Annotated in this window: 25 protein-coding genes and 2 tRNA genes; 10 read left to right on the top strand and 17 right to left on the bottom strand. The window is 49.1% G+C overall.

Annotation, left to right across the window (positions count from 1 at the left end; genetic code table 11):
* Positions 1–197 precede the first annotated feature (197 nt).
* The gene (locus KFE96_RS03485; RefSeq protein ID WP_370650557.1) at positions 198–1,790 is read right to left on the bottom strand and encodes an isocitrate lyase; all 1,593 of its coding nucleotides are present in this window, start codon (positions 1,788–1,790) and stop codon (positions 198–200) included.
* 239 nt (positions 1,791–2,029) lie between these two features.
* Between KFE96_RS03485 and KFE96_RS03490 the strand changes: the two genes are divergently transcribed.
* Positions 2,030–3,421 (top strand): short-chain fatty acyl-CoA regulator family protein, encoded by a 1,392-nt coding sequence (locus KFE96_RS03490; protein ID WP_255834622.1) that lies wholly within the window; start codon positions 2,030–2,032, stop codon positions 3,419–3,421.
* 81 nt (positions 3,422–3,502) lie between these two features.
* Positions 3,503–3,907: a hypothetical protein gene (locus tag KFE96_RS03495; protein ID WP_255834623.1), complete on the top strand. Its 405-nt coding sequence runs from the start codon at positions 3,503–3,505 to the stop codon at positions 3,905–3,907.
* An 85-nt stretch (positions 3,908–3,992) separates the two neighbouring features.
* Here the strand turns inward: KFE96_RS03495 and KFE96_RS03500 are convergent, their stop codons facing one another.
* Both KFE96_RS03500 and KFE96_RS03505 read right to left on the bottom strand, forming a co-directional pair.
* Positions 3,993–4,406: a hypothetical protein gene (locus KFE96_RS03500; RefSeq protein WP_255834625.1), complete on the bottom strand. Its 414-nt coding sequence runs from the start codon at positions 4,404–4,406 to the stop codon at positions 3,993–3,995.
* A 118-nt stretch (positions 4,407–4,524) separates the two neighbouring features.
* On the bottom strand, positions 4,525–6,534 hold the full coding sequence (locus tag KFE96_RS03505) for a winged helix-turn-helix domain-containing protein (protein WP_255834626.1): 2,010 nt from the start codon (positions 6,532–6,534) through the stop codon (positions 4,525–4,527).
* Between the two features lie 483 nt (positions 6,535–7,017).
* Between KFE96_RS03505 and KFE96_RS03510 the strand changes: the two genes are divergently transcribed.
* The gene (locus KFE96_RS03510; RefSeq protein WP_255834627.1) at positions 7,018–7,851 is read left to right on the top strand and encodes an alpha/beta hydrolase; all 834 of its coding nucleotides are present in this window, start codon (positions 7,018–7,020) and stop codon (positions 7,849–7,851) included.
* 60 nt (positions 7,852–7,911) lie between these two features.
* On the opposite strand, the gene KFE96_RS03515 is transcribed toward KFE96_RS03510, so the two are convergent.
* The 11 genes from KFE96_RS03515 to murA all read right to left on the bottom strand — a co-directional run bounded on the left by KFE96_RS03515 (position 7,912) and on the right by murA (position 15,473).
* A tRNA-Phe gene (locus KFE96_RS03515) sits at positions 7,912–7,986 on the bottom strand.
* 130 nt (positions 7,987–8,116) lie between these two features.
* Complete coding sequence (locus tag KFE96_RS03520) at positions 8,117–8,293, bottom strand: DNA gyrase inhibitor YacG (protein ID WP_255834628.1); 177 nt, start codon at positions 8,291–8,293, stop codon at positions 8,117–8,119.
* A complete protein-coding gene (locus KFE96_RS03525; protein WP_255834629.1) occupies positions 8,286–9,680 on the bottom strand; it encodes a ribonuclease E/G in 1,395 nt (464 codons plus the stop codon). Before KFE96_RS03525 ends, KFE96_RS03520 begins: the two co-directional genes overlap by 8 nt.
* The gene (locus KFE96_RS03530) at positions 9,680–10,288 is read right to left on the bottom strand and encodes a nucleoside triphosphate pyrophosphatase (RefSeq protein ID WP_255834630.1); all 609 of its coding nucleotides are present in this window, start codon (positions 10,286–10,288) and stop codon (positions 9,680–9,682) included. Before KFE96_RS03530 ends, KFE96_RS03525 begins: the two co-directional genes overlap by 1 nt.
* A 17-nt stretch (positions 10,289–10,305) precedes the next feature.
* Complete coding sequence (gene infA / locus KFE96_RS03535) at positions 10,306–10,524, bottom strand: translation initiation factor IF-1 (protein ID WP_247020891.1); 219 nt, start codon at positions 10,522–10,524, stop codon at positions 10,306–10,308.
* A gap of 181 nt (positions 10,525–10,705) precedes the next feature.
* Positions 10,706–11,131: an arsenate reductase ArsC gene (locus tag KFE96_RS03540; RefSeq protein WP_255834631.1), complete on the bottom strand. Its 426-nt coding sequence runs from the start codon at positions 11,129–11,131 to the stop codon at positions 10,706–10,708.
* Entirely contained in the window at positions 11,131–11,625 is a 495-nt protein-coding gene (locus KFE96_RS03545) for a UPF0262 family protein (RefSeq protein WP_255834632.1), read from the bottom strand. The genes KFE96_RS03540 and KFE96_RS03545 overlap by 1 nt, the downstream gene beginning before the upstream one ends.
* 8 nt (positions 11,626–11,633) lie before the next feature.
* Positions 11,634–12,932: a histidinol dehydrogenase gene (hisD, locus tag KFE96_RS03550; RefSeq protein ID WP_255834633.1), complete on the bottom strand. Its 1,299-nt coding sequence runs from the start codon at positions 12,930–12,932 to the stop codon at positions 11,634–11,636.
* Positions 12,916–13,584, bottom strand: coding sequence for an ATP phosphoribosyltransferase (gene hisG, locus KFE96_RS03555; RefSeq protein WP_255834634.1), 669 nt, complete (start codon positions 13,582–13,584; stop codon positions 12,916–12,918). The genes hisD and hisG overlap by 17 nt, the downstream gene beginning before the upstream one ends.
* A 54-nt stretch (positions 13,585–13,638) precedes the next feature.
* A complete protein-coding gene (locus tag KFE96_RS03560; protein WP_255834635.1) occupies positions 13,639–14,085 on the bottom strand; it encodes a DUF2948 family protein in 447 nt (148 codons plus the stop codon).
* Between the two features lie 107 nt (positions 14,086–14,192).
* The gene (gene murA / locus KFE96_RS03565; protein WP_255834636.1) at positions 14,193–15,473 is read right to left on the bottom strand and encodes a UDP-N-acetylglucosamine 1-carboxyvinyltransferase; all 1,281 of its coding nucleotides are present in this window, start codon (positions 15,471–15,473) and stop codon (positions 14,193–14,195) included.
* A gap of 210 nt (positions 15,474–15,683) precedes the next feature.
* Between murA and KFE96_RS03570 the strand changes: the two genes are divergently transcribed.
* Both KFE96_RS03570 and KFE96_RS03575 read left to right on the top strand, forming a co-directional pair.
* Positions 15,684–16,832 carry a helix-turn-helix transcriptional regulator gene (locus KFE96_RS03570; RefSeq protein ID WP_255834637.1) on the top strand — a complete coding sequence of 383 codons (1,149 nt, stop codon included), beginning with the start codon at positions 15,684–15,686 and terminating at the stop codon, positions 16,830–16,832.
* 98 nt (positions 16,833–16,930) lie between these two features.
* On the top strand, positions 16,931–17,692 hold the full coding sequence (locus KFE96_RS03575; protein ID WP_255834638.1) for a MipA/OmpV family protein: 762 nt from the start codon (positions 16,931–16,933) through the stop codon (positions 17,690–17,692).
* A 110-nt stretch (positions 17,693–17,802) separates the two neighbouring features.
* On the opposite strand, the gene dcd is transcribed toward KFE96_RS03575, so the two are convergent.
* Both dcd and KFE96_RS03585 read right to left on the bottom strand, forming a co-directional pair.
* Positions 17,803–18,357 (bottom strand): dCTP deaminase, encoded by a 555-nt coding sequence (gene dcd, locus KFE96_RS03580; protein ID WP_255834639.1) that lies wholly within the window; start codon positions 18,355–18,357, stop codon positions 17,803–17,805.
* A 152-nt stretch (positions 18,358–18,509) separates the two neighbouring features.
* Positions 18,510–18,674: a hypothetical protein gene (locus tag KFE96_RS03585; RefSeq protein WP_255834640.1), complete on the bottom strand. Its 165-nt coding sequence runs from the start codon at positions 18,672–18,674 to the stop codon at positions 18,510–18,512.
* 159 nt (positions 18,675–18,833) lie between these two features.
* Between KFE96_RS03585 and KFE96_RS03590 the strand changes: the two genes are divergently transcribed.
* Positions 18,834–18,908: transfer RNA gene (locus KFE96_RS03590), tRNA-Thr, on the top strand.
* A 152-nt stretch (positions 18,909–19,060) separates the two neighbouring features.
* Positions 19,061–19,546, top strand: a complete 486-nt coding sequence (locus tag KFE96_RS03595) for a phage tail protein (RefSeq protein ID WP_255834641.1) — start codon at positions 19,061–19,063, stop codon at positions 19,544–19,546.
* A gap of 69 nt (positions 19,547–19,615) precedes the next feature.
* Here the strand turns inward: KFE96_RS03595 and KFE96_RS03600 are convergent, their stop codons facing one another.
* Positions 19,616–20,116, bottom strand: a complete 501-nt coding sequence (locus KFE96_RS03600) for a GNAT family N-acetyltransferase (protein ID WP_255834642.1) — start codon at positions 20,114–20,116, stop codon at positions 19,616–19,618.
* A 265-nt stretch (positions 20,117–20,381) separates the two neighbouring features.
* Between KFE96_RS03600 and KFE96_RS03605 the strand changes: the two genes are divergently transcribed.
* The 3 genes from KFE96_RS03605 (at position 20,382) to KFE96_RS03615 (ending at position 22,061) form a co-directional block, all read left to right on the top strand.
* Complete coding sequence (locus KFE96_RS03605; RefSeq protein ID WP_255834643.1) at positions 20,382–20,765, top strand: hypothetical protein; 384 nt, start codon at positions 20,382–20,384, stop codon at positions 20,763–20,765.
* Positions 20,766–20,817: 52 nt separating this feature from the next.
* A complete protein-coding gene (locus KFE96_RS03610) occupies positions 20,818–21,288 on the top strand; it encodes an arsenate reductase ArsC (protein ID WP_255834644.1) in 471 nt (156 codons plus the stop codon).
* 104 nt (positions 21,289–21,392) lie between these two features.
* Positions 21,393–22,061: a TetR/AcrR family transcriptional regulator gene (locus KFE96_RS03615; protein WP_255834645.1), complete on the top strand. Its 669-nt coding sequence runs from the start codon at positions 21,393–21,395 to the stop codon at positions 22,059–22,061.
* The last annotated feature ends 44 nt before the right edge of the window (positions 22,062–22,105 follow it).

Below are 22,105 nucleotides of genomic sequence, written 5' to 3' on the forward strand. Positions count from 1 at the left end.
TAGTAAGCAGTTGTTCTGCTTTGTGCTGAACGTAGGTGCTTGAGTTTGTTTTTACAAATCGTTTCGAGCAAGGAGCATGCGCTTTCACAAGTTGTGTGATGTTTTTGCGCCGCTTATTTTACTATGGTTTAGATCTCATAAAAAAACCGCTTCCCCCAAATTAGGGAAAGCGGCAGTTTTGGGTATTGCAGGGCTTATTAACCGAACTGGTTCATGGTGTTGTCTTCACCAGCTGCCTTCAGAGCAGCTTCACCAGCGAAATATTCTTTATGGTCATCACCAATATCTGAACCAGCCATGTTCTGGTGTTTTACACAAGCGATGCCTTGGCGAATTTCTTCGCGCTGAACTTGTTTCACGTACCCAAGCATTGCTTCATCGCCGAAGTAGCGCTTCGCAAGATTATCTGTAGACAGCGCAGCTGTGTGGTATGTTGGCAGCGTGATCAGGTGGTGGAAGATACCAGCCCGCTTTGAACCGTCTCGCTGGAAGGTGCGGATCTTCTCGTCAGCCGCTGCAGCCAGTTCTGTATCATCATAATCCACACTCATCAGGTTCGCACGGTCATAGGCAGACATATCCTTGCCTTCTTCTGTCCATGCATCAAACACCTGCTGGCGGAAATTCAGGGTCCAGTTAAAGGATGGTGAATTGTTATAAACCAGCTTTGCATTTGGAATTACATCACGGATACGGTCAACCATGCCTGCGATTTGCTCAACATGTGGTTTCTCGGTTTCAATCCACAGAAGGTCAGCACCATTTTGAAGCGATGTGATACAGTCAAGAACACATCGGTCTTCGCCAGTGCCCGGCTTGAACTGGAACAGGTTAGACGGCAGGCGTTTAGGGCGCATCAATTTACCATCGCGGTTAATTACAACATCATTTGAATTCAGATCGGTTGCCGCCACTTCTTCGCAGTCAAGGAAGCTGTTGTACTGGTCACCCAGATCGCCCGGCTCTTTGGAAACCGCAATCTGTTTTGTAAGGCCAGCACCGAGGCTGTCAGTGCGGGTAACAACGATGCCGTCATCCACGCCCATTTCAAGGAAGGCATAGCGGCATGCCCGCACTTTAGCGAGAAAATCTTCGTGAGGAACAGTTACTTTACCGTCCTGGTGACCACACTGCTTTTCGTCAGACACCTGGTTTTCGATTTGAAGCGCACAAGCACCTGCCTCGATCATTTTCTTTGCAAGAAGGTATGTTGCTTCTGCGTTACCAAAGCCCGCGTCAATATCAGCGATAATTGGCACAACATGGGTTTGGAAATTATCAATCTTGCCTTGAATTTCCTGCTCAAGCGCCGCATTGCCAGCGCCGCGTGCTGCGTCCAGATCACGGAAAAGGCCGCCAAGCTCGCGGGCATCAGCTTGTTTCAGGAATGTGTACAGTTCTTCAATCAGTGCAGGCACAGATGTTTTTTCGTGCATACTTTGGTCGGGCAGTGGGCCAAACTCGGAACGCAGAGCAGCAACCATCCAGCCAGATAAATATAGATAGCGGCCCTTTGTACTGCCGAAATGCTTTTTAATTGAGATCATCTTCTGCTGACCGATAAAGCCGTGCCAGCAACCAAGGGACTGTGTGTAGTTCGCTGGATCTGCATCATAAGCAGCCATATCGCGGCGCATGATGCTTGCGGTGTAACGGGCAATGTCAAGGCCTGTATGGAAACGATTCTGGGCGCGCATGCGGACTACGGCCTCGGCATCAATACCATCCCAAGTACCTTCATAACTTTTGATAAGGTCCTGAACGTTTTTGATGTCGCTTTGGTAATTCATAGTATTGTTACCGCCTGAAATTCCAGAATTATTGTCGTAAGGCATTGTTTCTCTCCGTTACACAAATCTACACAAATCCAAATTGCCGCTGAAAATGGGCGGCTGATCTGCCTTTAAAGAAACGGTATGTGTTTTTTTGCCTTTTGACCCGCAGTAAAAAGTGAACTTGTAAAATCTTACAAAATATTTTGTAATGTTGTAAGATTTGTAAGAATACATATGTAATGATGGAGCTGGCGATGAGCACAGAACGCAGCACATTTATGGGGCCAAGGATTCGCCGCCTTAGACGGGACCTTGGTTTAACGCAGGTTGTGATGGCGGAAGATCTGGATGTTTCTCCATCCTATATCGCGCTTATCGAAAACAACCAGCGGCCTGTAACAGCTTCCATGCTTCTAAAGCTTGCGGATATTTACAGAATAGATATCGCTTCGCTGGCACGCGGTGCTGGGGATGATTTCCATGCCCAGCTTTCTTCAGCTTTTAAGGCCCCTCTCTTTGCGGACCTTGATCTTTCGCCACTTGAGATTCAGGATTTTGGCAGCACTTTCCCTGCAACAGCTGAGGCAGTGATGCGGCTCTATACCGCTTATCAGGAAGGTCAGCTTGCGCTGGCGGACCAAACTGGTGGTGATTCCTCGGGGCCTGATCCTGTGAGCGAAGCACGGCGTTTCTTAGCTGCGCGAAAAAACTATTTCGCTGAAATTGATGGCCCGGCCGAGGAACTGGCCCAGCATGTGAGCCGGGCAGGGGGCTTTGAGAAATATTTCAACGACCAACGCTTGCGGGTCAGGCGATTGCCATCTGATGTGATGATGGGTTTTACGCGCCGGTTTGATATGCACCGGCGGGAAATTGTGCTTGAAGAATCGCTTGATGGCGCCAGTGCTACTTTCCAGCTTGCACTACAGGTCGTGTATCTTGAGATGAACGATGTGATTGGTGAAATCCTTGCGGGCACCAGCTTTGAAACTGAAACGGGGGAGAAGCTCACTCGCCGGGCGCTGGCTAATTACGCTGCAGGCGCGATTATGATGCCTTACAGCAAGTTCGTGCGTGCTGCCAAAGACCGGCATTATGATATCGAAGCGCTTGGCCGCCAGTTTGGCGCTAGTTTTGAGCAAGTGGCGCATCGGCTTACCACACTACAGAAACCAGGACAGGAAGGGGTGCCTTTCTTTTTCATTCGGGTTGATGCTGCAGGTAATGTTTCGAAGCGGCTGGACGGGGCCGGTTTCCCGTTTGCGCGGCATGGTGGCTCGTGCCCGCTGTGGAGCCTCCACGGTGCTTTCTCAAGCCCCCGTAAGCTCCTTACCCAGTGGGTGGAGCTGCCTGACGGGGAGAAGTTCTTCTCGATCGTACGCACAGTTACGGCGGGTGGCGGTGGTTACGGCAAACCACAGGTGGAACGGGCCGTGGCTCTTTGCTGTGCATCCCAGCATGCCTCTCACTTGGTCTATACAAAAAGTGTGGATATAGCTGCCGTGAAGCCAACACCTATCGGGATCAATTGCCGCCTTTGTCACCGAGCGGGCTGCCTTGCCCGCGCGGAACCACCTATTGGCCGTTCACTACTCTCAGACGATATCCGCAGGCCGGTAACACCGTTCGGCCTCGCTGATCCCTGATGATTTTGATTTGACGAAATATTTTAGGAGATAGGGCGAAAGAGAATACCTGAGTATATTTACCTTCGAATTGGATGAATCATGAAACTTAAGAACATTAAATCATTTTCCCATAATTTTACCCATTCTTTTGTAAGTTATAATAATTACATAGACGATGGCTTTGTGATGAGAGATTTGGCTAAGCTTGCACGAGCCAATCAAGGCGAGGCGATTTGTATTGATTGGTTGTCGGAGGAACCACCATTTTGTGGTAGAATTGCTAAAAGTATTAAGCTCTGGAAAAAACGGATGCCGGAGCTTTTGAAAAGCCATAATATAACTTTAGATTGCATTTTTGCCTTGCGTACGGAGGTAAGAGTGATGCCTAATTATGAGGTTAGCGTGTTGGCTTTTGCTAAAGACATAAATGGGAAAGAATATCAATCGCTGATTTCTGAGTTTGTAGACTGTCCCTCAACAGTATTTGTTCATTTCACTGTCTGAAGGGTGTTCTTTAATTACTGTTCTAGGTTGGACACTGATACGAAAGAAGGTTTCTTCATTATTAGTGTATCGCTATGGCGAAACATCAGTTACACAAATCCTGATGCCGTTTTGCTATAGGCTGAAGCCTTTTATTTTCTTCTTGAAGAAATTCGGTAAGTTGTTGAACGCCAGCGTTTACTTTTGCCGATATGTTTGCAGGGCAGTTGGTCTGCACCTTATCTTTAACCTGATTTAGTTTTTTGAGCCCATCTAGTGCACGAGATGAAATTTCCATTGCGGTAGGCAGGTTTTTGGTTGCCTTACAGTAAAAAGCTACTGAGCTTCTTTTTTCCAGATGTATGTTTTCGACAATGGATGCGACTTGGTCACTATCCGCAAGAATTGCTTTGGAGGTCTGTGTGTATTCCACAAGGTTAGCCTTACATTCATTCGCTTTCCCGGTTTCTGAAATACCAAGGCCAGCAATGAAAATGAATACAGCTGTTTTTAGATGCATTTGATAAAGTCCCCCATAAAATGAAAGGCAGTGCATACCAGCTTATGGGAATGAAGAATAGCCAATAAAAAAGCCAGTCTGTCGGCCGGCTTTTTTGGGGCGCAAGAGATTATTTTCTTCAGTGAGTATTTGCAGTGATAGTTGTGCGCATAATATCACTGGTTTTTTGCACAAACCGAGATGTGGCGATATTCCCGTTGGAGATGGAATAATACCGCATAGGCCCAACATGGGTGTTCAGCAGTGTTGATGTTTGCATATCGCTGAGAAGGCGCAGTTGGGTTTGGTTGTTTTTATCAAGGCAGTATAAATTCTGCCCCGAGAGGCGGTATGTCAGGATACTATTATGCAGGGGCGAGCTGCATTCTGCCGTGTTAATTGCTGTTGTTGCATTCAGGAATGCCTGCATATTCTGGTCAATATATAAGGTATGATCCTGTTCTGAAAATGCAAAGGCCCACTGTGCACTCAGGCTGTCTCTCTGCCCCGTAAATATATTCTGGCGGTATAAGTGCCAGCGGTTTTCCGAGTATTGGCTATGGAAAATAGAAGATGCATCTGCCCATGTCGCTGCACGGGCGGGCTTTGCCGTCTCCAGCGTTTTAATGGTTTTGCCAGCTGCTAAATCAACGATAATGATTCCTCTGCTGCTATTGATAAGGATGTGGGCATCATCATTTGCCCAATCGATACTTATGAAAGAATGGCTTACGTGTGGCAGTTCTACAGAAGACAGATTCTCTGAGTTCAGGTCTTTGATCCATAACATGTCATCCCCGGTGCGCCTTGAAATAAACGCCAGTTGCTCACCGCTCCGGGAGTAGGTTGGAAGATAATCCATGTCGGAAGAATTGAGGCTGAGAAAGTCTTTACCATTCACCGTGATATTATGATTGCTAAGATAAGATCCGAAAAGATAATCCCGCCCATTACTGAGGCGTTTCATGCCGCCAATACGGCGTGAGCCAGGCACGAGAATACGCGAGCTGCCGCCGAATAATGTTTCTATCAGGTGATGAGAGGGATGCGGGCCAGAGTGTATAATGCCTGTGCCGTCATGGTTCCAGATGGCTGCGAGTAATTCATAATCCATATCCAGTAGTTTGGAATATGTACTGTCCGCCAGATTGACCTCAAAAATACTGGAATGTTCGCTCGTTTGGTTGGCAACTAGCAGAAGGTGTCCGGTGTGCGGGTTGGTATCAATATGATAGTTGCCAATGCCTGATGGTAAAGGCTGAGGTAGGCGGCGCTTGCTGTCATTGTCCAAATCAAGTTCATAGAGAATAAATGGCGCATAGCGGTGGGCGCGTTCTGTGAAAAATAGTTTTGTACCATCGCGGTTGAAGGCTAGCGCTTTCAGGTTTGGTCCTGAGGTGCATTCATAGATGGGCTTTGGTGCTTGAGGAATGGCAACCTGAAACTCCACCATATGCAATTGGCAGGTTCCGGGTGCTGTATATTTATAAACCAACCGATTATCATCCGGTGCCCAGTGAGATAGTGATGCGTCACCACCCTGTTGGCTGATGATCTCAGGGGCCGCTTCGCCTTTTTTGAGTAAATGAATTTCTGCGGGCTGGTTATCTACTCTGCGAGAATAGGCCAGCATTTCACCGTTATTAGACTGTTCAACATCGAATTGAATACCGTCTAACCTGACAAGCGGGGATACCTGAATACTCTCTGATTGCGGCGTGGGTTGGCTTATCTGGTAAACAACAAACCCGATGATCAGCACCAGCACAGCGGCGATGCTGAGATGGAAAACAGAGAATCTATTGGCGGCACGCGAAGGTGCTACAACCACTGTTGCTTGAACTTCCTGGGCCTTGCATACAAAGCGGTATCCCACCTTCGGAATAGTGATGATGAAACGTTTGGCTTTCTCTGTATCGCCAAGAGCTTTACGCAAATTCAAAACGGCGCGGTTAATGGCGTGATCAGAGACGATCTGACCGTGCCACACGGATGCTATCAGATCATCCCTGCTGATGTCTTTGCCGTTGTGCGCGATGAAGAAGCTAAGGAGAGCGGCTGTTTTAGGCTCCAGGCGCTCTTGGCCGTTCGGCCCTGTGAGCAGATTTTTTTGTTGATCGAACTCAAAGTTTTCCAGTTGCCAGCGCATTATCCTGAAATTCCTTGCCCGCCAATGTGGTTATTTTTAACGGTCATCATAAATACTCATAAAAACTCATGCTCGGGACACGACTATTTTCCATTCCGTCGCCAGTATCTGTGGGCACTCAGTCCAGAAGTGGGTGCTTCTTTGTTGAGTAATGGATACTGGAACACTGAATGATCGATCCTTTCGGAAATGTACCAGCCGCAGATAGCGCATATAATACGAAGCCATCCCGAATAGCGGGAACTACACACTTTTATCATGCCTGTTGTCAATGTGGGAGGTGCACCCTGCGGTACAGGCAAGGTTTCGCGCGCTGTTTCGTTCAGGTTTCTCTTAAGTCCATTTCAAAGGCAGCTTTCTGCCTGAAGTTTCAAATAGTTTAATGTTAGAAGAAAGAGAAACATCATGTTTTGTTCCTTCAAATCAGCCTTGTGTTTAGTGTTGCTGTTCATCGCTAGTAGCGCTTACGGGGCTTCGCCTGAAATGAAAACCTTATCAGATATCGACTATGGCCAGCATACTGCACAAACCATGGACGTTTATATACCTGAGGGTGCCAATGGGGCCCCTATGATATTTATGGTGCATGGCGGCGGCTGGAGAGGCGGGGATAAGGCCAATTCAGGCGAGGTGGATAACAAGATCGCCCATTGGGTGGAAAAGGGGTTTGTCTTTGCCTCTACCAATTACCGTACCCTGCCGGAGGCTGATCCGGTGACACAGGCGAGTGATGTTGCGGCGGCCTTGCTGTTTGCTCAAAAACAAGCGCATGTGTGGGGTAGTGATCCCGCAAAAGTCATCTTGATGGGGCATTCCGCTGGGGCGCATCTGGTCTCACTTGTATCTGCGCAATATAGCACTGGTGCAGCGAAACTGTTGAAGCCGCTTCTTGGAACGGTATCGTTGGATATCACCGGCTATGATATTGTTGAGAAATTCACACCTCCCAATCATTCTGAATTTTATGAGAGAAACTTTGGCACTGACCCGGAGTATTTAAAAAAGGCGTCTCCGTTCTATGCCCTTAAAGCTCAAATTCCGCCGTTCTTGGCAGTGTGTTCTATTCATACAGTAACGGCTTGTGCACAAAGCGAGAAATTCGTCAAAAAGGTACTAAGCTATGGTGGTTATGCGGGGCTTATATCTGTGAGCTTAAAGCATATGCCATTAAATGCGGAACTGGGGAAAGTGGGCTGTTTTACAGCGGAGGTTGATGGTTTCCTGAGAAAGCTGGATCCAGTTGTTGCTGGTTTGTTGCCGCTCCAAAAGGTTGAGACGCAGGGAGAGTGTGTGCTGGTAAAAGGGCTTGAAGGATAAGCCTTCTGAAAGAGAATTGTAGCCAACAAAAAAGCCAGTCCGAAGACTGGCTTTTTTAAATGGTGCCCGGGGGCGGATTTGAACCACCGACACGCGGATTTTCAATCCGCTGCTCTACCCCTGAGCTACCCGGGCACATAATATTCTCGGGTGGGTGCCCCGAGGTGCGAGGGGGTGTTTAGCTAATATTTTGACCCCTGTCCAGCACCTATTACATTTTTTTTGCGATTATTTTTCTGAGGCGCTGCTTTAAAAGCCTGAGACGCTATTCTTCAACCAACTCATCGGGGATTTCCGTATCGCCCGGAAGCACATACCCTTCAGAGAACCACTTGCCTAAATCCACGTCTGCGCAGCGTTTTGAGCAAAAAGGGCGGAATTTATGATCTGTTGGTTTGTTGCATTGAGGGCATTTTGCGCCCTGTTTTTTGGCTTCAGTCATGACGGATATAAACCTCTGTTTTTTCACCGGGGCTGATATCAAGCTGGCGCTGAGTGCTTGCTTCAAGAGCATCCAGAAGAGAATCGTTTGTAATTAACCAGCTCATGGCATTTTGTGGCAGTTTAATCACCAGTTTTCCGGGTTCAGCAGAAAGACCAGCCGCTTGCGCTTTCTGGAGTGTATCCAGGGCTGTTGCCATATCTCGTGCTACAGGTGTGCGCTGCCGCTGCATCCGGTCACGGAGAGACAAGCCACTGCGCTTGCGGGTAAACTCAACAAGCCCGAAGGTGGATATACCTGTGTGCTGAACAGGTACCCGGTCTTCCCGCATGGTGCGTTCTATAAGCTGCATCAGCTCCCGCGCATGCCCTTTGCCAGACATATCAATATAATCCACCACAATAAGGCCGCCAATGTCCTGAAATTGCAGGTGGTGAGCGATGGCCATTGTAGCTTCCATATTCACTATAAGCTTAGCTTCTCCCGCATTCATATGCTTGAGTGCACTACCCATATTCACATCAACCACTGTCATGGCAGGTGTTGGTGTGATGGAAATCCAACCGCCAGACGGCAGGTCAATACGGTCAGCCAGCGATTCTTCGATCGATTCGTTCACGCCTAATTCTTCGAAGGCATTTTTGCCGTCATAACCTTTGATGCGCGGTAGCAGGTCAGGCCACTGGGATTTTGCGAGCTTTTTCACATCAGCCGCAAAACTACCGCCTTCAATCATAATAGGCAGATCGCTGTCTGGAGCACTAAGAAGGGCGCGTTCCGCTTCAGAGTAGCTGAACACAAGGCCAGGTTCACCAACAAGGCTGCTTAAAGCCTCTGTTAGACGTTTGGCCTCAGCTATTACCGCTTTGGGATCAATATCCACAGCACGGGAGCGCACGATGATAGCTGCATTCGCAGCAAACGGGCTTAGGCCTTCCCTCAGTGCCTTTAGCGTACGCGGTGGCAGGTCCTTTGAGAAATTGAGGCGCGCACCACCTGTTTCCACCACCAGATAGCGGCCTGTGATCCGTGGACGTACGCTCACACTCAGCGCTTTGCCGTCTTCAATGGAAGAAGGTTCAGCTATCACCTGCACCCTTAGGGCTTGGCCTTCCTGAACGCAGTCACCAATGCCGCCTACTTGCCCTTTCACGAGAAGCCTTGCCCGGCGAAAATTAAGGGCACCCATCAGGCCGTTTCCTAAATCAAGGAATGCCATGTCCAGAGCATGATCTACATTGGTTACACGAGCGTCGAACACAGCCTCCAAGGGGCTGATAGCAACGCTTTCATGAAAGCGCAGTGCAACTGGCAGTTCGTCAGCATCAATATCAGCACTGCGCCACTGGCCAATACCGGGTTCAATAATGGTAAAACCGTTGTTCATTATGGGTGTGTTTCCATATGTGCGTTCAGCCAACCGCCTACTTCAAAGAGCGGCAAGCCTACCACATTGCTGTATGAGCCTGAAATAAAGCGCACAAATGTAGCGCCCAGACCCTGAATGGCATATCCGCCTGCTTTGCCGTCCCATTCGCCGCTTGTGATATAGCGCTCTGTATCCTCGTGAGAGAGGCGCTTGAAAGCAACAACAGTGGAAACGGATTTAGTGAGCTGTTTCCCGCAAGGCAAAATAAGTGAAATACCAGAGATTACCTTGTGCCGTCTGCCTGAAAGCAAGGCAAGGCACTCTCGCGCAGTTCTTTCATCTTCTGCTTTGGGCAGGATGCGTTTCCCTACTGCAACAACTGTGTCAGCCGCCAAAATCAGGTTACCGCTTTTGCTTTCAGCAACCTTGGCGGCTTTCTCATGCGCAAGCCGTTCTGCGTGGGCTTTCGGCAGCTCACGGTCAAACGGGGTTTCATTAATATCAGCGGGGATAATGGCGGAAGGTGTCACGCCAATTTGGCCGAGCAGGTCTAATCGCCGCGGAGATGCGGACGCTAGTATCAAACCTACTGGAGAAGCTCCCGGTTCAACAAGCTTGGTGGTCACGTCAGCCACCGAAGTGCTTATTTGAAGCGGTATGTGATACGGCCTTTAGTCAGGTCGTAAGGTGTCATTTCAACGAGAACGTCATCGCCCGCTAGAACACGAATGCGGTTTTTGCGCATCTTGCCAGCTGTGTGGCCGAGGATCTCGTGGTCATTCTCAAGCTTTACACGGAACATTGCGTTAGGCAGCAGTTCTGTAACTGTGCCGCGCATCTCGAGTACTTCTTCTTTTGCCATTATGGCTCCTTGTTGTGGCTTTGGCCCTTTCAAATTCGGCCATATTCATGGCCTCGTTAAAGCTTAATTGCAACAGCTTTGCTGCAATTTCCTATGAAAAATATAGAATAAATTGGTTAAATATCTGCGAACAGCGGTTTTTTTGCATCATTGGAGTGATGAGAAATAGCGCAAAAGTTGCTTATGCGCCTTCGAATTGAAGGCGATCAGCGATTCGCGTTTCAAGGTGATCCCGCACCAGACGGTAACTATCCATCACTTGATCACGGTTGCCTTCTGCGTCTGATGGGTCAGGTGTTGCCCAAAATTCCAGGGCCACGTCCGGGTATTTGTTGGTGATCATATCCCGGCTTTCTTCTGTAAGTGTAATCACCAGATCAAAAAGGGTGATATCCACATCAGCAAGTGTTTTTGGGTTATGGTCCGCGATATCAATGCCGATTTCGGCCATTGCAGAAACAGAGAAGGGATCAAGGGCGCCAGCGATTAAGCCACTTGATTCTACAAACACACGGCGTTTGCTGTGCTTGGAAGCAAGGGCGCTGGCCATTGGGCTTCTTACCGCATTCTGATTACAGACAAAGAGGATGCTTTTAAGCTTGGTCATTAGCGTGGTCCTCGTCCGTCTTTTAAGTGGAGTACACATACAAGGGTAAACAGCCGCCTTGCGGTTTGGTGATCAATCTCGATCTTGCCGTCGAGCCGTTCTTTCAGTAGTTCGCTACCTTCGTTATGGAGACCGCGACGGCCCATATCAATGGCTTCAATCTGTGATGGGCTTGCAGATTTAATCGCTTCATAATAGCTGTCACAGATTGCGAAATATTCGCGGATAATCCGGCGGAATGGTGTAACTGCCAAGCGGAACGACATCAATGGGCTTTGATCTTCTGCCTGCACATCAAAAGCGAGCCTGCCTTCGATAATACCCAAATGCAGTTTATAGGGGCCTGCGTAGCTTTGATCCGATGTTTGAACCAGATCAAAGCTGTTTTCTTCAAGAAGATCATAGATGGCGATGCGGCGCTCGTGCTCAATATCGGCACTCCAGCGCACAATGGTGCTTTCATCCAGCGTTACATCTACGAGTTTCTTGCTCATAGGCCTCGTTACTTTGTTTCCTCAAGCCTGATGGCCACAGAGAGCGCATGCGCTCCCAAGCCTTCTTCTTCCGCTAACCTAACAGCAGAAGGACCGATTGCGCGAAGGCTTTCTTCAGTGCAACCAACAAAAGTAGTGCGTTTCATGAAATCGTAAACGCTCAGACCGCCAGAAAATCTTGCTGTGCGCGCGGTTGGCAGCACGTGGTTTGGCCCTGCCACATAATCACCAATAGCCTCCGGTGTGTGTCTCCCAAGGAAGATCGCACCAGCGTTGCGGATTTTTTCCTGCATTTCAGAAGGGTTGTCCACAGCCAGTTCAAGGTGTTCCGCTGCCAAGCGGTCAATCAGTGGGATGCTGGTTTCAAGATCATCAACCACAATAACTGCGCCGTAATTGGTCCAGCTTTCAAGCGCGATATCTCGGCGGTCAAGCGACGCCAGGTGATCTTCAACAGCGCCAATTACCATTTCAGCATATTTTTCACTGTCTGTGATCAGGATGCTCTGGGCCGCGGTATCATGCTCTGCTTGTGACAGAAGATCAGCTGCAATCCAGCGTGGGTCGTTTTTATCATCAGCCACCACAAGAATTTCACTTGGGCCTGCGATGCTGTCGATCCCCACTTTACCGAATACTTGGCGCTTGGCTTCTGCAACAAAAGCGTTACCCGGGCCAACAATTTTATCCACCGGTTTGATGGTGTCGGTACCGTATGCCAGTGCCGCGACCGCTTGTGCGCCGCCGATACGGTAAATCTCAGTCACACCTGCCAGCTTGGCTGCTGCCAGCACAAGGGGGCTTAATTCATCATCAGGGGTTGGTACCACCATCACAAGGCGGTCAACGCCCGCAACCTTCGCAGGGATTGCGTTCATCAACACAGAAGACGGATAACTAGCAAGCCCGCCTGGCACATAAAGGCCTGCTGCTTCCACAGCTTTCCAGTGTTGGCCCAGCCTTACACCTACCTCGTCGATATAATCGAGATTTTCCGGTAACTGTTTCACGTGAAAAGATTTTATCCGGTCAGCCGCTACTTCGAGAGCACGCATTGTCTCTGCGTCTACCTGTGTGCAGGCTGCTTCAATTTCTGCTTCTGTGATACGCAGACCTTTAGAGGCTGCATCAAACCGGTCAAACTTTGTTGTTAGCTCTATGAGTGCTTCATCACCGCGTTCCTGCACATCTTTGATAATACCGCGTACGGTATCACTTACATCAGAAGAGCTTTCGCGCTTCATGCCCAGAAGGGCTTCGAACGCGCTTTCGAAATCAGAATTTTTTGTATTAAGCCGCAGAACCATTGTCGAGAGCCTCTCTAAATCTATCAATCCAGTAATTTACCTCCTTTGGGCGCGTTTTAAACGCCGGCCGGTTCACCACCAGCCGCGAGGTAATATGGGTCAAGACTTCAACTTCCTTCAGTTGGTTCGCGCGCAGCGTACCACCTGTGGAAACAAGGTCTACGATACGGCGGGAAAGCCCAAGCTTTGGGGCAAGTTCCATCGCGCCGTTGAGCTTAATGCATTCTGCCTGCACGCCGCGGTTCGCATAATATTCCCGGGTGAGGTTCGGATATTTGGTTGCCACACGAATGTGGGACCACTCACGCGGGTCTTCCTCGCAATCATCTTCCGGCATGGCAAGCGACAGGCGGCAGTGGCCGATATCCAGATCAAGCGGGGAATAAAGATCACTATATCCGAATTCCTGAAGAACATCATTTCCAACCACGCCAAAATGGGCCGCGCCAAAGGCAACAAATGTTGCCGCATCAAATGCTCTAACACGGATGATGTTTAGATGTTTGAGGTTGGTTTCAAATTCCAGTTTGCGAGATTTCGGGTTTGTGAAATCATCTTCAGGGATAATGCCTGCTGCGTGCACTAGCGGCATTACTTCTTCCAGAATTCGGCCCTTCGGCAGGGCAAGAACCAATTTTTGGCTTAGTTCCATTGGGGGATCCAGTTCTGTTTGGATATAACTTTAAACGATCGTAGCTATGTGTTGTTACAGTGAATGTGTTGGGCGAGCGATTGCTTCCCAGCCTTCTGATAAATCAGATGCCACTGCATCAATCGCTTCGACAGCAAGTTTAATTGCCGGACCACCCGCAAAATTCAAAATCACAAAAAAGCCAGCGTCGCTTTCTACTGCTTCAACGCTTAGAAGCTCAAGAAAGCTTTCCTTTTCAGATAGATCAATCCCGCTCAGTTGAGCATCGTTTACACCAGAGAAGTGGAAGCCGGTTCTGATACGCTCACCTTTTGGTTTGCGGAACAGGCGCTTCTTTTCCCAGCGGTAGCGGTTGCCAACGGCTGCGAAGCGCTTTTCTTCAGGCAACCAGGCAATATCGCCAACCCTGATTACCATATCCTGCAAAAGCGCAGAAATGACAGTTAGGTCGTCAGGGGTTTGTGCAACAAGTTTCAAAATGTCGCTTTGTGGTTTTGACATACAAATGGTCCAATCAATTCAGCCAACAGGTGCAATGTAGTGATGAAGGCGCGAAGGTTCAAAAAGAATTGTCGGATTCCACTAAATTTTCTGTGTTTTGAGCGCGTTTAGGTTGGAACGCGCTCAATATCCGCGCCTACCTGGCGGAGTTTTTCCTCAAGGCGTTCATAGCCCCGGTCCAGATGGTATAGGCGATTCACATGAGTCTCGCCTTCAGCTACCAATCCAGCAAGCGCAAGGCTCATGCTGGCTCTGAGGTCTGTTGCCATAACGGGTGCACCCACCAGCTTATCAACACCGCGCACGGTGGCGCTTGAGCCAGACACAGTGATATCTGCGCCTAAGCGGCTTAGTTCAGGCACGTGCATATAGCGGTTTTCAAAAATGGCTTCATTAATCACGCTTGCGCCGTCAGATACGGCAGCTAGTGCCATAAACTGGGCTTGCATATCGGTTGGGAAACCAGGGAAGGGTTGGGTTACAATATTGAAACCACCCAAATGACCATTTGATTTAACCCGAACACCGTTTTCTTCTTCCGTGACAATGGCACCAGCTTCTGTGAGCACATCAAGGGCCGCTTGCATATGCTCAGCCTTCGCGCCTTCAAGAAGAATATTACCGCGGGTCATAAGGGCAGCGACCGCATAAGACCCAGCTTCCACCCGGTCAGGGATTACATCGTGGGTACAGCCGTGGAGTTTTTCCACACCTTCCACGGTAATGGTTTCGTGGCCTGCGCCTGTGATTTTCGCGCCCATTGCATTCAGGCATTTGGCGAGATCAGCGATTTCAGGTTCGCGAGCAGCATTTTCAATGATGGTTGTGCCTTTGGCGAGAGCTGCTGCCATAAGGATGTTTTCTGTGGCTCCTACAGAAACAAAGGGGAAGCGTACTGTACCGCCTTTTAGGCCTTCTGGTGCACTTGCACGAACATATCCGTTCTCAAGTTCAATCTTCGCACCAATGGCTTCAAGAGCTTTGAGGTGCAGATCAATAGGGCGGTTACCAATAGCACAGCCACCGGGCAGCGAAACAATTGCTTCACCTGCGCGGGCTACCAGAGGGCCAAGCACAAGAATAGAGGCGCGCATCTTCCGCACCATATCATAGGGGGCAACCGTATCCGCGATATTGCCTGCGGAAAAAGTGAGGCTACGACCGCGGATTTTACCGCCCTTGCCGCCTTCAATAGTGATGGTGACACCCAGATGGTTCAACAAGTCAGATAGCGTACTGATATCGGCAAGACGCGGAAGGTTGGTAAGCGTAACTGGTTCATCGGTTAAAAGCGGGGTACACATAAGCGGCAGTGCTGCATTTTTCGCGCCGCTGATAGGAATAGTGCCTTCAAGCTTTTTTCCGCCTCTGATAACCAGTTTTTCCATAAATCTTACCCTTAATCTGCGATTTTTATTGCAGCTACATTCCCCCGCAATAGCGGCAGCAAGTGGGCAATGTAAAGTCGTTTGTGAGAATTTATTGACGAAAGTTTGCCGGAGGATGTGAAACCATTCCAAAGAACAGATTGTTGCCTTAATCAGCAATTAGCTGCTAACCATCACTATCAGATACAAAATCCTGAAAACAGTGGCCCTATGACAGACATAAATTTTGTACCATATCTTTCTGCTGCCCTTGGATTTCACAGCCTCTTTATGGTGCTGTATCTTTTTTCTGAGCGGTCAGAAACACGCATACATTATCAGATGCTGGGCTGTGTCTTTATCCTTTTAGGCGCATGGTTCTTTACAGAATTTTTGGAACGGTCAGGGGTTTTTGCACGTTACCCCATGATTATTGGTTGGCCGACTGTTTGGTCGCCGCTTCTTATACCCAGCCTATATTTTTATGTGGTGGCAATTAGTGCCCGCAGGCGTTGGAGCTTGAAGGAAGTGTCTCGTTGGCACTGGATTTTCGCGGGTGGTATATTGCTTCTTGAATTGCCGATACAGTTCTCTTCGCCTGAGATGAAGCTTTTGCAGGTAAGCACATATGCGAGCCTGCCAGAGATGGGTGACCCACTTGTTCTGAAGCTCAGTAAAATTCACCACCTTCTTATGATGCTACAGGGCGCGGTTTATATTGGGCTTTCTGTACGCAGAATCCTAAGGCACGACAAGCGCGTGAAATCCTATTTCTCAAACCTTGAGAACCGCAGGCTTATTTGGCTTAGGAACTATATCCTGTTACTCATCCTCATGTGGTTGTTAGGTGTTTCTGATTTCTTGCATCTGCAAGATGCCATGATGGGGGCTCTGCATTTCGTCACGGCGGCTTGGCTGATGGCTTTCAGTATATACGGTATTCGGCAGGACCGTGTTTTTGCGGGTATGAAGCTTGGCGAAGAAAAACAGGAACAGACAGAAGAAGCGAAGCCTTCAAAAAAACAGGTATCAGATGACAGGCGCGAACGTATTGCCAGGAAAATCCGCCATGCGGTGGATGAGGACCATCTTTACCGAGATGCTGATCTGACACTCAGGAAATTAAGCGATGCCATCGGGGTTTCCACCCACCATATCTCTGAAACCTTGAGGGATGAAATCGGCCTGAATTTTTATGATTATATCAATGGCTGCCGTATTAGCGAAGCATGTGAGATATTAACGTCTACAGATCAGGCGACTATCGATATTGCTTATGCAGTGGGCTTTAACAGCCGTTCCACTTTCAGTGCTGCTTTTAAAAAGCATACGGAAACATCCCCCGCTCAGTACCGAAAAGACCGTAAAACCATGTCCTGATCGTACGGATCGGTGTCCTGTTCGTTCGGTCAGGTCGCCTGATACCTAAATCTCCAGTAGCTCAAGTTCCAAGGTTTTTGAGTTTCAGGAGAATAAAAATGCGAGTTACGACACGAGGACTTGGAGCATTGATGCTTGTGGCTATACTGCCTGCTGCTGTGAACGCGCAGGAAAGTGAGCAGGAACAGCCATCATCCAGCACACTCACCGTGGGAGTGTTCACAGGTGGTGGGCAATCTGCTCTTATCGGTAAGCCACAAATTCTGCCGATGCCGTTTATCTTTTACCAGAATGATTATCTGACATTTGAAACGACAAACCTTTACCTGCACCCGTTTGATACAGGGCCTTTCAGTTTATCAGCTGTTGGTTCGCTTCGTATTTCAGAGATTGATTTCGCAAACGATGACCGCCTGAATGATTTTGACCGTGACTTCGCCTTTGAAGTGGGTGCTCATGCTTCTTACACCCATGGTGGATTCTCCTTATACGGACAGTTTCTCAAGGATGTAACAAACGCCCATGAAGGGGAAGAGTTTACTTTTGGCGGCACGTGGCAGGGGGCGGTTGGGCCGCTATTCCTGAACATGGACGCAGGCGCGAGCCACAGGTCATCAGAACTTGGTACATTCCTCTACGGTGTGAAAGCGGTGGATAGCGCTGCGGGTTTTGCACTCTATGAAGTGGAAAGCGGTTGGTATCCGTTCCTTGATGCCTCTGCCACATATCCCATCAGTGGTGGATGGTCTGTGCTTCTGAATGCAACAGCAGAGCGTTTGCCCGCGCAGGCAGCTGATAGCCCGATTGTAAGTAAACGACATAACCTGATGGCAGGTATCGGATTGGCGTACAGCTTCTAATGCAGGAACCCCTATAACCTGCATACGCTCTATGCCAACCTCGCGGCTGGCCCGGCACGGTTCCCCCCGCATGTCGGGCCAGTTTTTTTATTCTCGGAAGAAAGGGCAGCCTATAGTTTCGGCAGTGTTACGCCCCGTTGGCCCTGATATTTGCCTGAGCGGTCGCTGTAAGCCACTTCACACGGCTCATTACCTTGAAGGAACAGGAACTGACACGCACCTTCGTTGGCATAAATTTTTGCGGGCAGTGGTGTGGTATTTGAAAACTCAAGCGTTACATGACCTTCCCAGCCCGGCTCAAGCGGCGTTACATTCACGATAATACCGCAGCGCGCGTATGTGGATTTCCCAAGGCAGATAACCAGCACATCTTTCGGGATGCGGAAATATTCCACGGTGCGCGCAAGCGCAAAGCTGTTTGGCGGAATCACACATACATCTGTGTCGCGGTCCACAAAGCTTTTGTCAGAGAAATTCTTTGGGTCCACCACAGCGCTATCCACATTGGTGAAAATCTTAAATTCAGGCGCTACCCGTGCATCATATCCGTATGATGACAACCCGTATGAGATATTATCATCCCGCACCTGGCCATCCACAAACGGTTCAATCATGCCGTGGTTTTGCGACATTTCCCTGATCCATTTATCAGACATAATAGCCATGGTTGCTCTCCCGAATTTTTATAAATTTACCAAATATGGCTTCAAGTAGTAGGCCAGAAATCAGGCATGCACAAGGAAGAATTCACACGCCTGTGAAATGCTTGAAACTTAGGTATATCAACGGCTGTGGCTGACCAAAAGGTCAACAATCCTTAGTCGTCTTTACGTTCACGGGATTGGCTTTTGCGGCGCCTTAGGTTGGCACGCAGGGCTTCGGCAAGCCGGGCCTGCTTATCATTTGATTTCAGCTTTTCCGAAGGACGGTCCTTGGCTTTCATCGCTGCCTTTTCCGCCTTTTTATCTGTCTCATCCGCCATGGAGGTATTGTCCCTATGTTTTCCTCTCTTGCTCATAGGAAAAATTGCCATAGACGGGCAAGGAGAATTTGCAAACCTGCGTATGTTTTTGCTTGCACGCACGCTATACATATGGCAATAGACCGCCCTGCACAACACGTGCAACCTGCCTTATAAAGTGCTGCCGTAGCTCAGGGGTAGAGCACTCCCTTGGTAAGGGAGAGGCCGGAAGTTCAAATCTTCTCGGCAGCACCATTTATCTTTTAAAACTTACACCTTCCATATAGTAGCTGATTTTTATGCCTTAGCCTTTGGTTTTTAGCGTGAAAAACTATATCAGCCGTTGTGTAAATTTCCCAATTAGGTACAGTTAATTATTGTATTATACAATTATTGGGGAATTTTTTATGTCTTTAAATGATGGAACTATTGGTGAAGTAAGATTATGGGCGGGTAATTTCGCCCCGAAAAATTGGGCCTTCTGTGATGGGCAGGTTTTGAGAGCTGAGGACAATCAAATGCTCTTTTCCGTAATCGGCGCAACATATGGCGGTGATGGCTTCAGAACATTTGCTCTCCCTGATATGAGGGGGCGTGTAGCCATTGGAACAGGTACTGGGCCGGGACTAAGCCAGAGCCAGTTAGGGGGGCAACGCGGTGTTGAAGCTGTCACCTTGTCAGTTGAAGAACTGCCAGCCCATGCACACCAGCTGAATTTTTCTACAACATCAGGGGTGGCGGGCACGGATGGGCCTCCTGCAACTTTCCTGAATACAGCCAGCACGATGCAATCTGATGTAACTGGCGGTGGCAGAGCGCACGAAAATATGCAGCCCTCACTGGGGTTGAATTATATTATTTGTACAGAAGGCCACTACCCTGAGCGCAGTTAAGCTTTTAGCTTAACGTGAGGGCGCAGCAAAGGGGCTGTGCCCTTATTTTTGAGGGGCATGTCTTCAGCTTTATGCGCGGATTTTGGTGCGCTCAAGCCATGCCTCGCGGGTCAGGCGGAATTTAAGGAAGGTTTCGCCGCCTATTGTGCTCTCACCATCAGCTATGAAACCAACACGCCTCAAAGCACCGCTGTTGGTGCGGTTTGGCGGAAACAGGATGGTGATGGAAGGTATCTTCCATTCACTGAAGGCATGATCTGCCACGCGCATAAAAATCCGCCGCCCCCAGCCCCAGAATTTGGGCGAGAGCACAAGGGCGAAATCTGCGTCCCCATCTTCATCCTGCAAACCACCCCATCCCGCGAAGGCACCACCGATGATAAAAGCAAAAGGGCCATAGCCGTTCTCTGCCCACAGGGTTTGTTTAGCGGCGACAAACGCACGGCACTGTTCAGCGGTGAAAGGCACGGGAAGTAGCGGCATAAAGGCTCGCACCTGCGGCTCATTCATCAGCGTTAAAAGTGCTTCCTCTGCCACGCTTTCAAGCGGCACCATGTCTATGTGGGGCATATGGATTCCTGATTATGGTCTGACGAAACAGATAGTTGATAAAGCCAGAAATTCAAATCTTTTCGATAGCCCATTTACTTCAATGGTTTATTTGTTTTCTGCGTTTGGTTGTTACGCGGAAATTAGGCGTATGGCGATAAAGGTGTGTGCAAAAATGTTCAGGTTTCCCGTGTTAAAAATATTATCGTCGTAAACATGATTCTTATCTGGACTCTCTTCTATATATCCATTAATCTCGATATATCGATAAATTAAGGATACAGCTATGAAATATCTTCTCTCACGGGGTATCATTACGGCGTTTGCTGTGGCAGCTGCCCTTTCTGCACCTGTTCAGGCGGCGGAACCTCTTAAATCTGTTACGCTTAAATTCTCTGGCGAGAAAAAATGGGCGGCGACATGCTCGCTCGCGAAATCAAACGGTAAGGTAAAAGCCTTTAAAAAACGCGGTCGGGGCCACCGATCTAACCAAGTGATTGCGAGCCGCCAGATCGCAGGCGGTGAATGCGCCATTACTGTGCCAGAAGGTACCACGCTTGTGGTCTCGTTCAACAGCCGCCCGCCGGGTAGTTGCCCGTTTGGGGAAGGCGTGAAAACATGCGCAAAACGGTTCTCCGCCGGGGAACAAAGCTTCCGCTTTGGTGCTTAGGCACCAAAGTTACCACATGTGTATTTGGTGATTATTTAGAGACATAGACCTTATGAAAATTCTTTATATCTGTACCCATAACCGCTGCCGCAGTGTGCTTTCAGAAGCGCTGACGAACCATATGGGCGGCGGCAAGATTGAAGCCCGTAGTGCAGGCAGCCAGCCGGTGGGTGAAGTGCACCCGCTTACCAAACATTATCTGGCAGAGCATGGTGTGCCCACACACGGGCTTTTAAGCAAAAGCTGGGATGATATGGAAGATTTCACCCCTGATGTGGTGGTAACCGTGTGTGATAGCGCGGCGGGCGAAAGTTGCCCTGTATGGATGGGGAAAACGCTGAAGCTCCACTGGGGGCTTGAAGACCCATCGAAAATTGAAGGAACTGACGCTGAGAAAGCGGAGGCTTTCCGCGCGACCATCCGCGAGATTGAACGCCGGGTGGAGCGCATGCTTGCGTTTGATTTCAGCAGTATGGACCAAGCGGCTCTGAAGGCGGCGATGGCCGAGATGGGCGCGCACTAATATTATCTCCCCCGTATCTCTCTTGCGCTTGATGGTTATAGCTTCGGCTTGACCTTCGGCTCCTGTTTGTTAGAAGCAAATGGGGGCCGGAAGGAAGTGGGACATTGACAACGAAAACAGTGCCAGTGGGAGTGCAGCGGGAAACCGCACCAAGGAAACGTGCAAGCGCAACACGCACCGCACTTATCGAAGCGGCGGAACGGTTGCTTGCGGAAGGTGGTGTGCGCACGCTTTCGCTCAGGCAAGTAAACAAAGAAGCCGGGCAGAAAAACTCAGGCGCTATTCATTATCATTTTGGTTCCAAGGAAGCGATCCTTTCCGCAATTCTTGAAAAACGTATGGCTGTGCTGGATGCGGAGCGGCAAGAAAAGCTGCGCGCAGTGGATGCAGAAGCGCTTTCAAATGTGGAACTGCTTATCATGCTGGGGCGGCCGCTTTCAGAACGCATCGAACAAGATGAAGGCTGGCGGCATTATGCGCTGTTCGCTAAAGACCTGAGTGAATACCAAAACCGGGAATACAGGCCACTGTATGAAGGGCGCTTCAGCGCCGGGGCAGAACAGATTTTCGGTATTTTAAAAAGCCGGGCAGGGGATGTGGATGCCGCGCGGTGGCACGAGAAAGTTCACACTTCTGTTCACATAGGTTTCACTTTTGTTGCTGATAGGGTGCAGAAAATGATGGGGGGTGCCCAAAAATGTGCCCTTGAAGATGTGGAAGATTTCCTGCGTAGAAAAGCAGAAATTCAAGCGCTTATTTTGTTTGGCGATTGAGAATACATTCGGTGCAAATAAATACCCTTAGCTGATGCCGAGGG

Origin of the sequence: Kordiimonas sp. SCSIO 12603 (genome assembly GCF_024398035.1) — a bacterium.
GTDB lineage: Bacteria > Pseudomonadota > Alphaproteobacteria > Sphingomonadales > Kordiimonadaceae > Kordiimonas.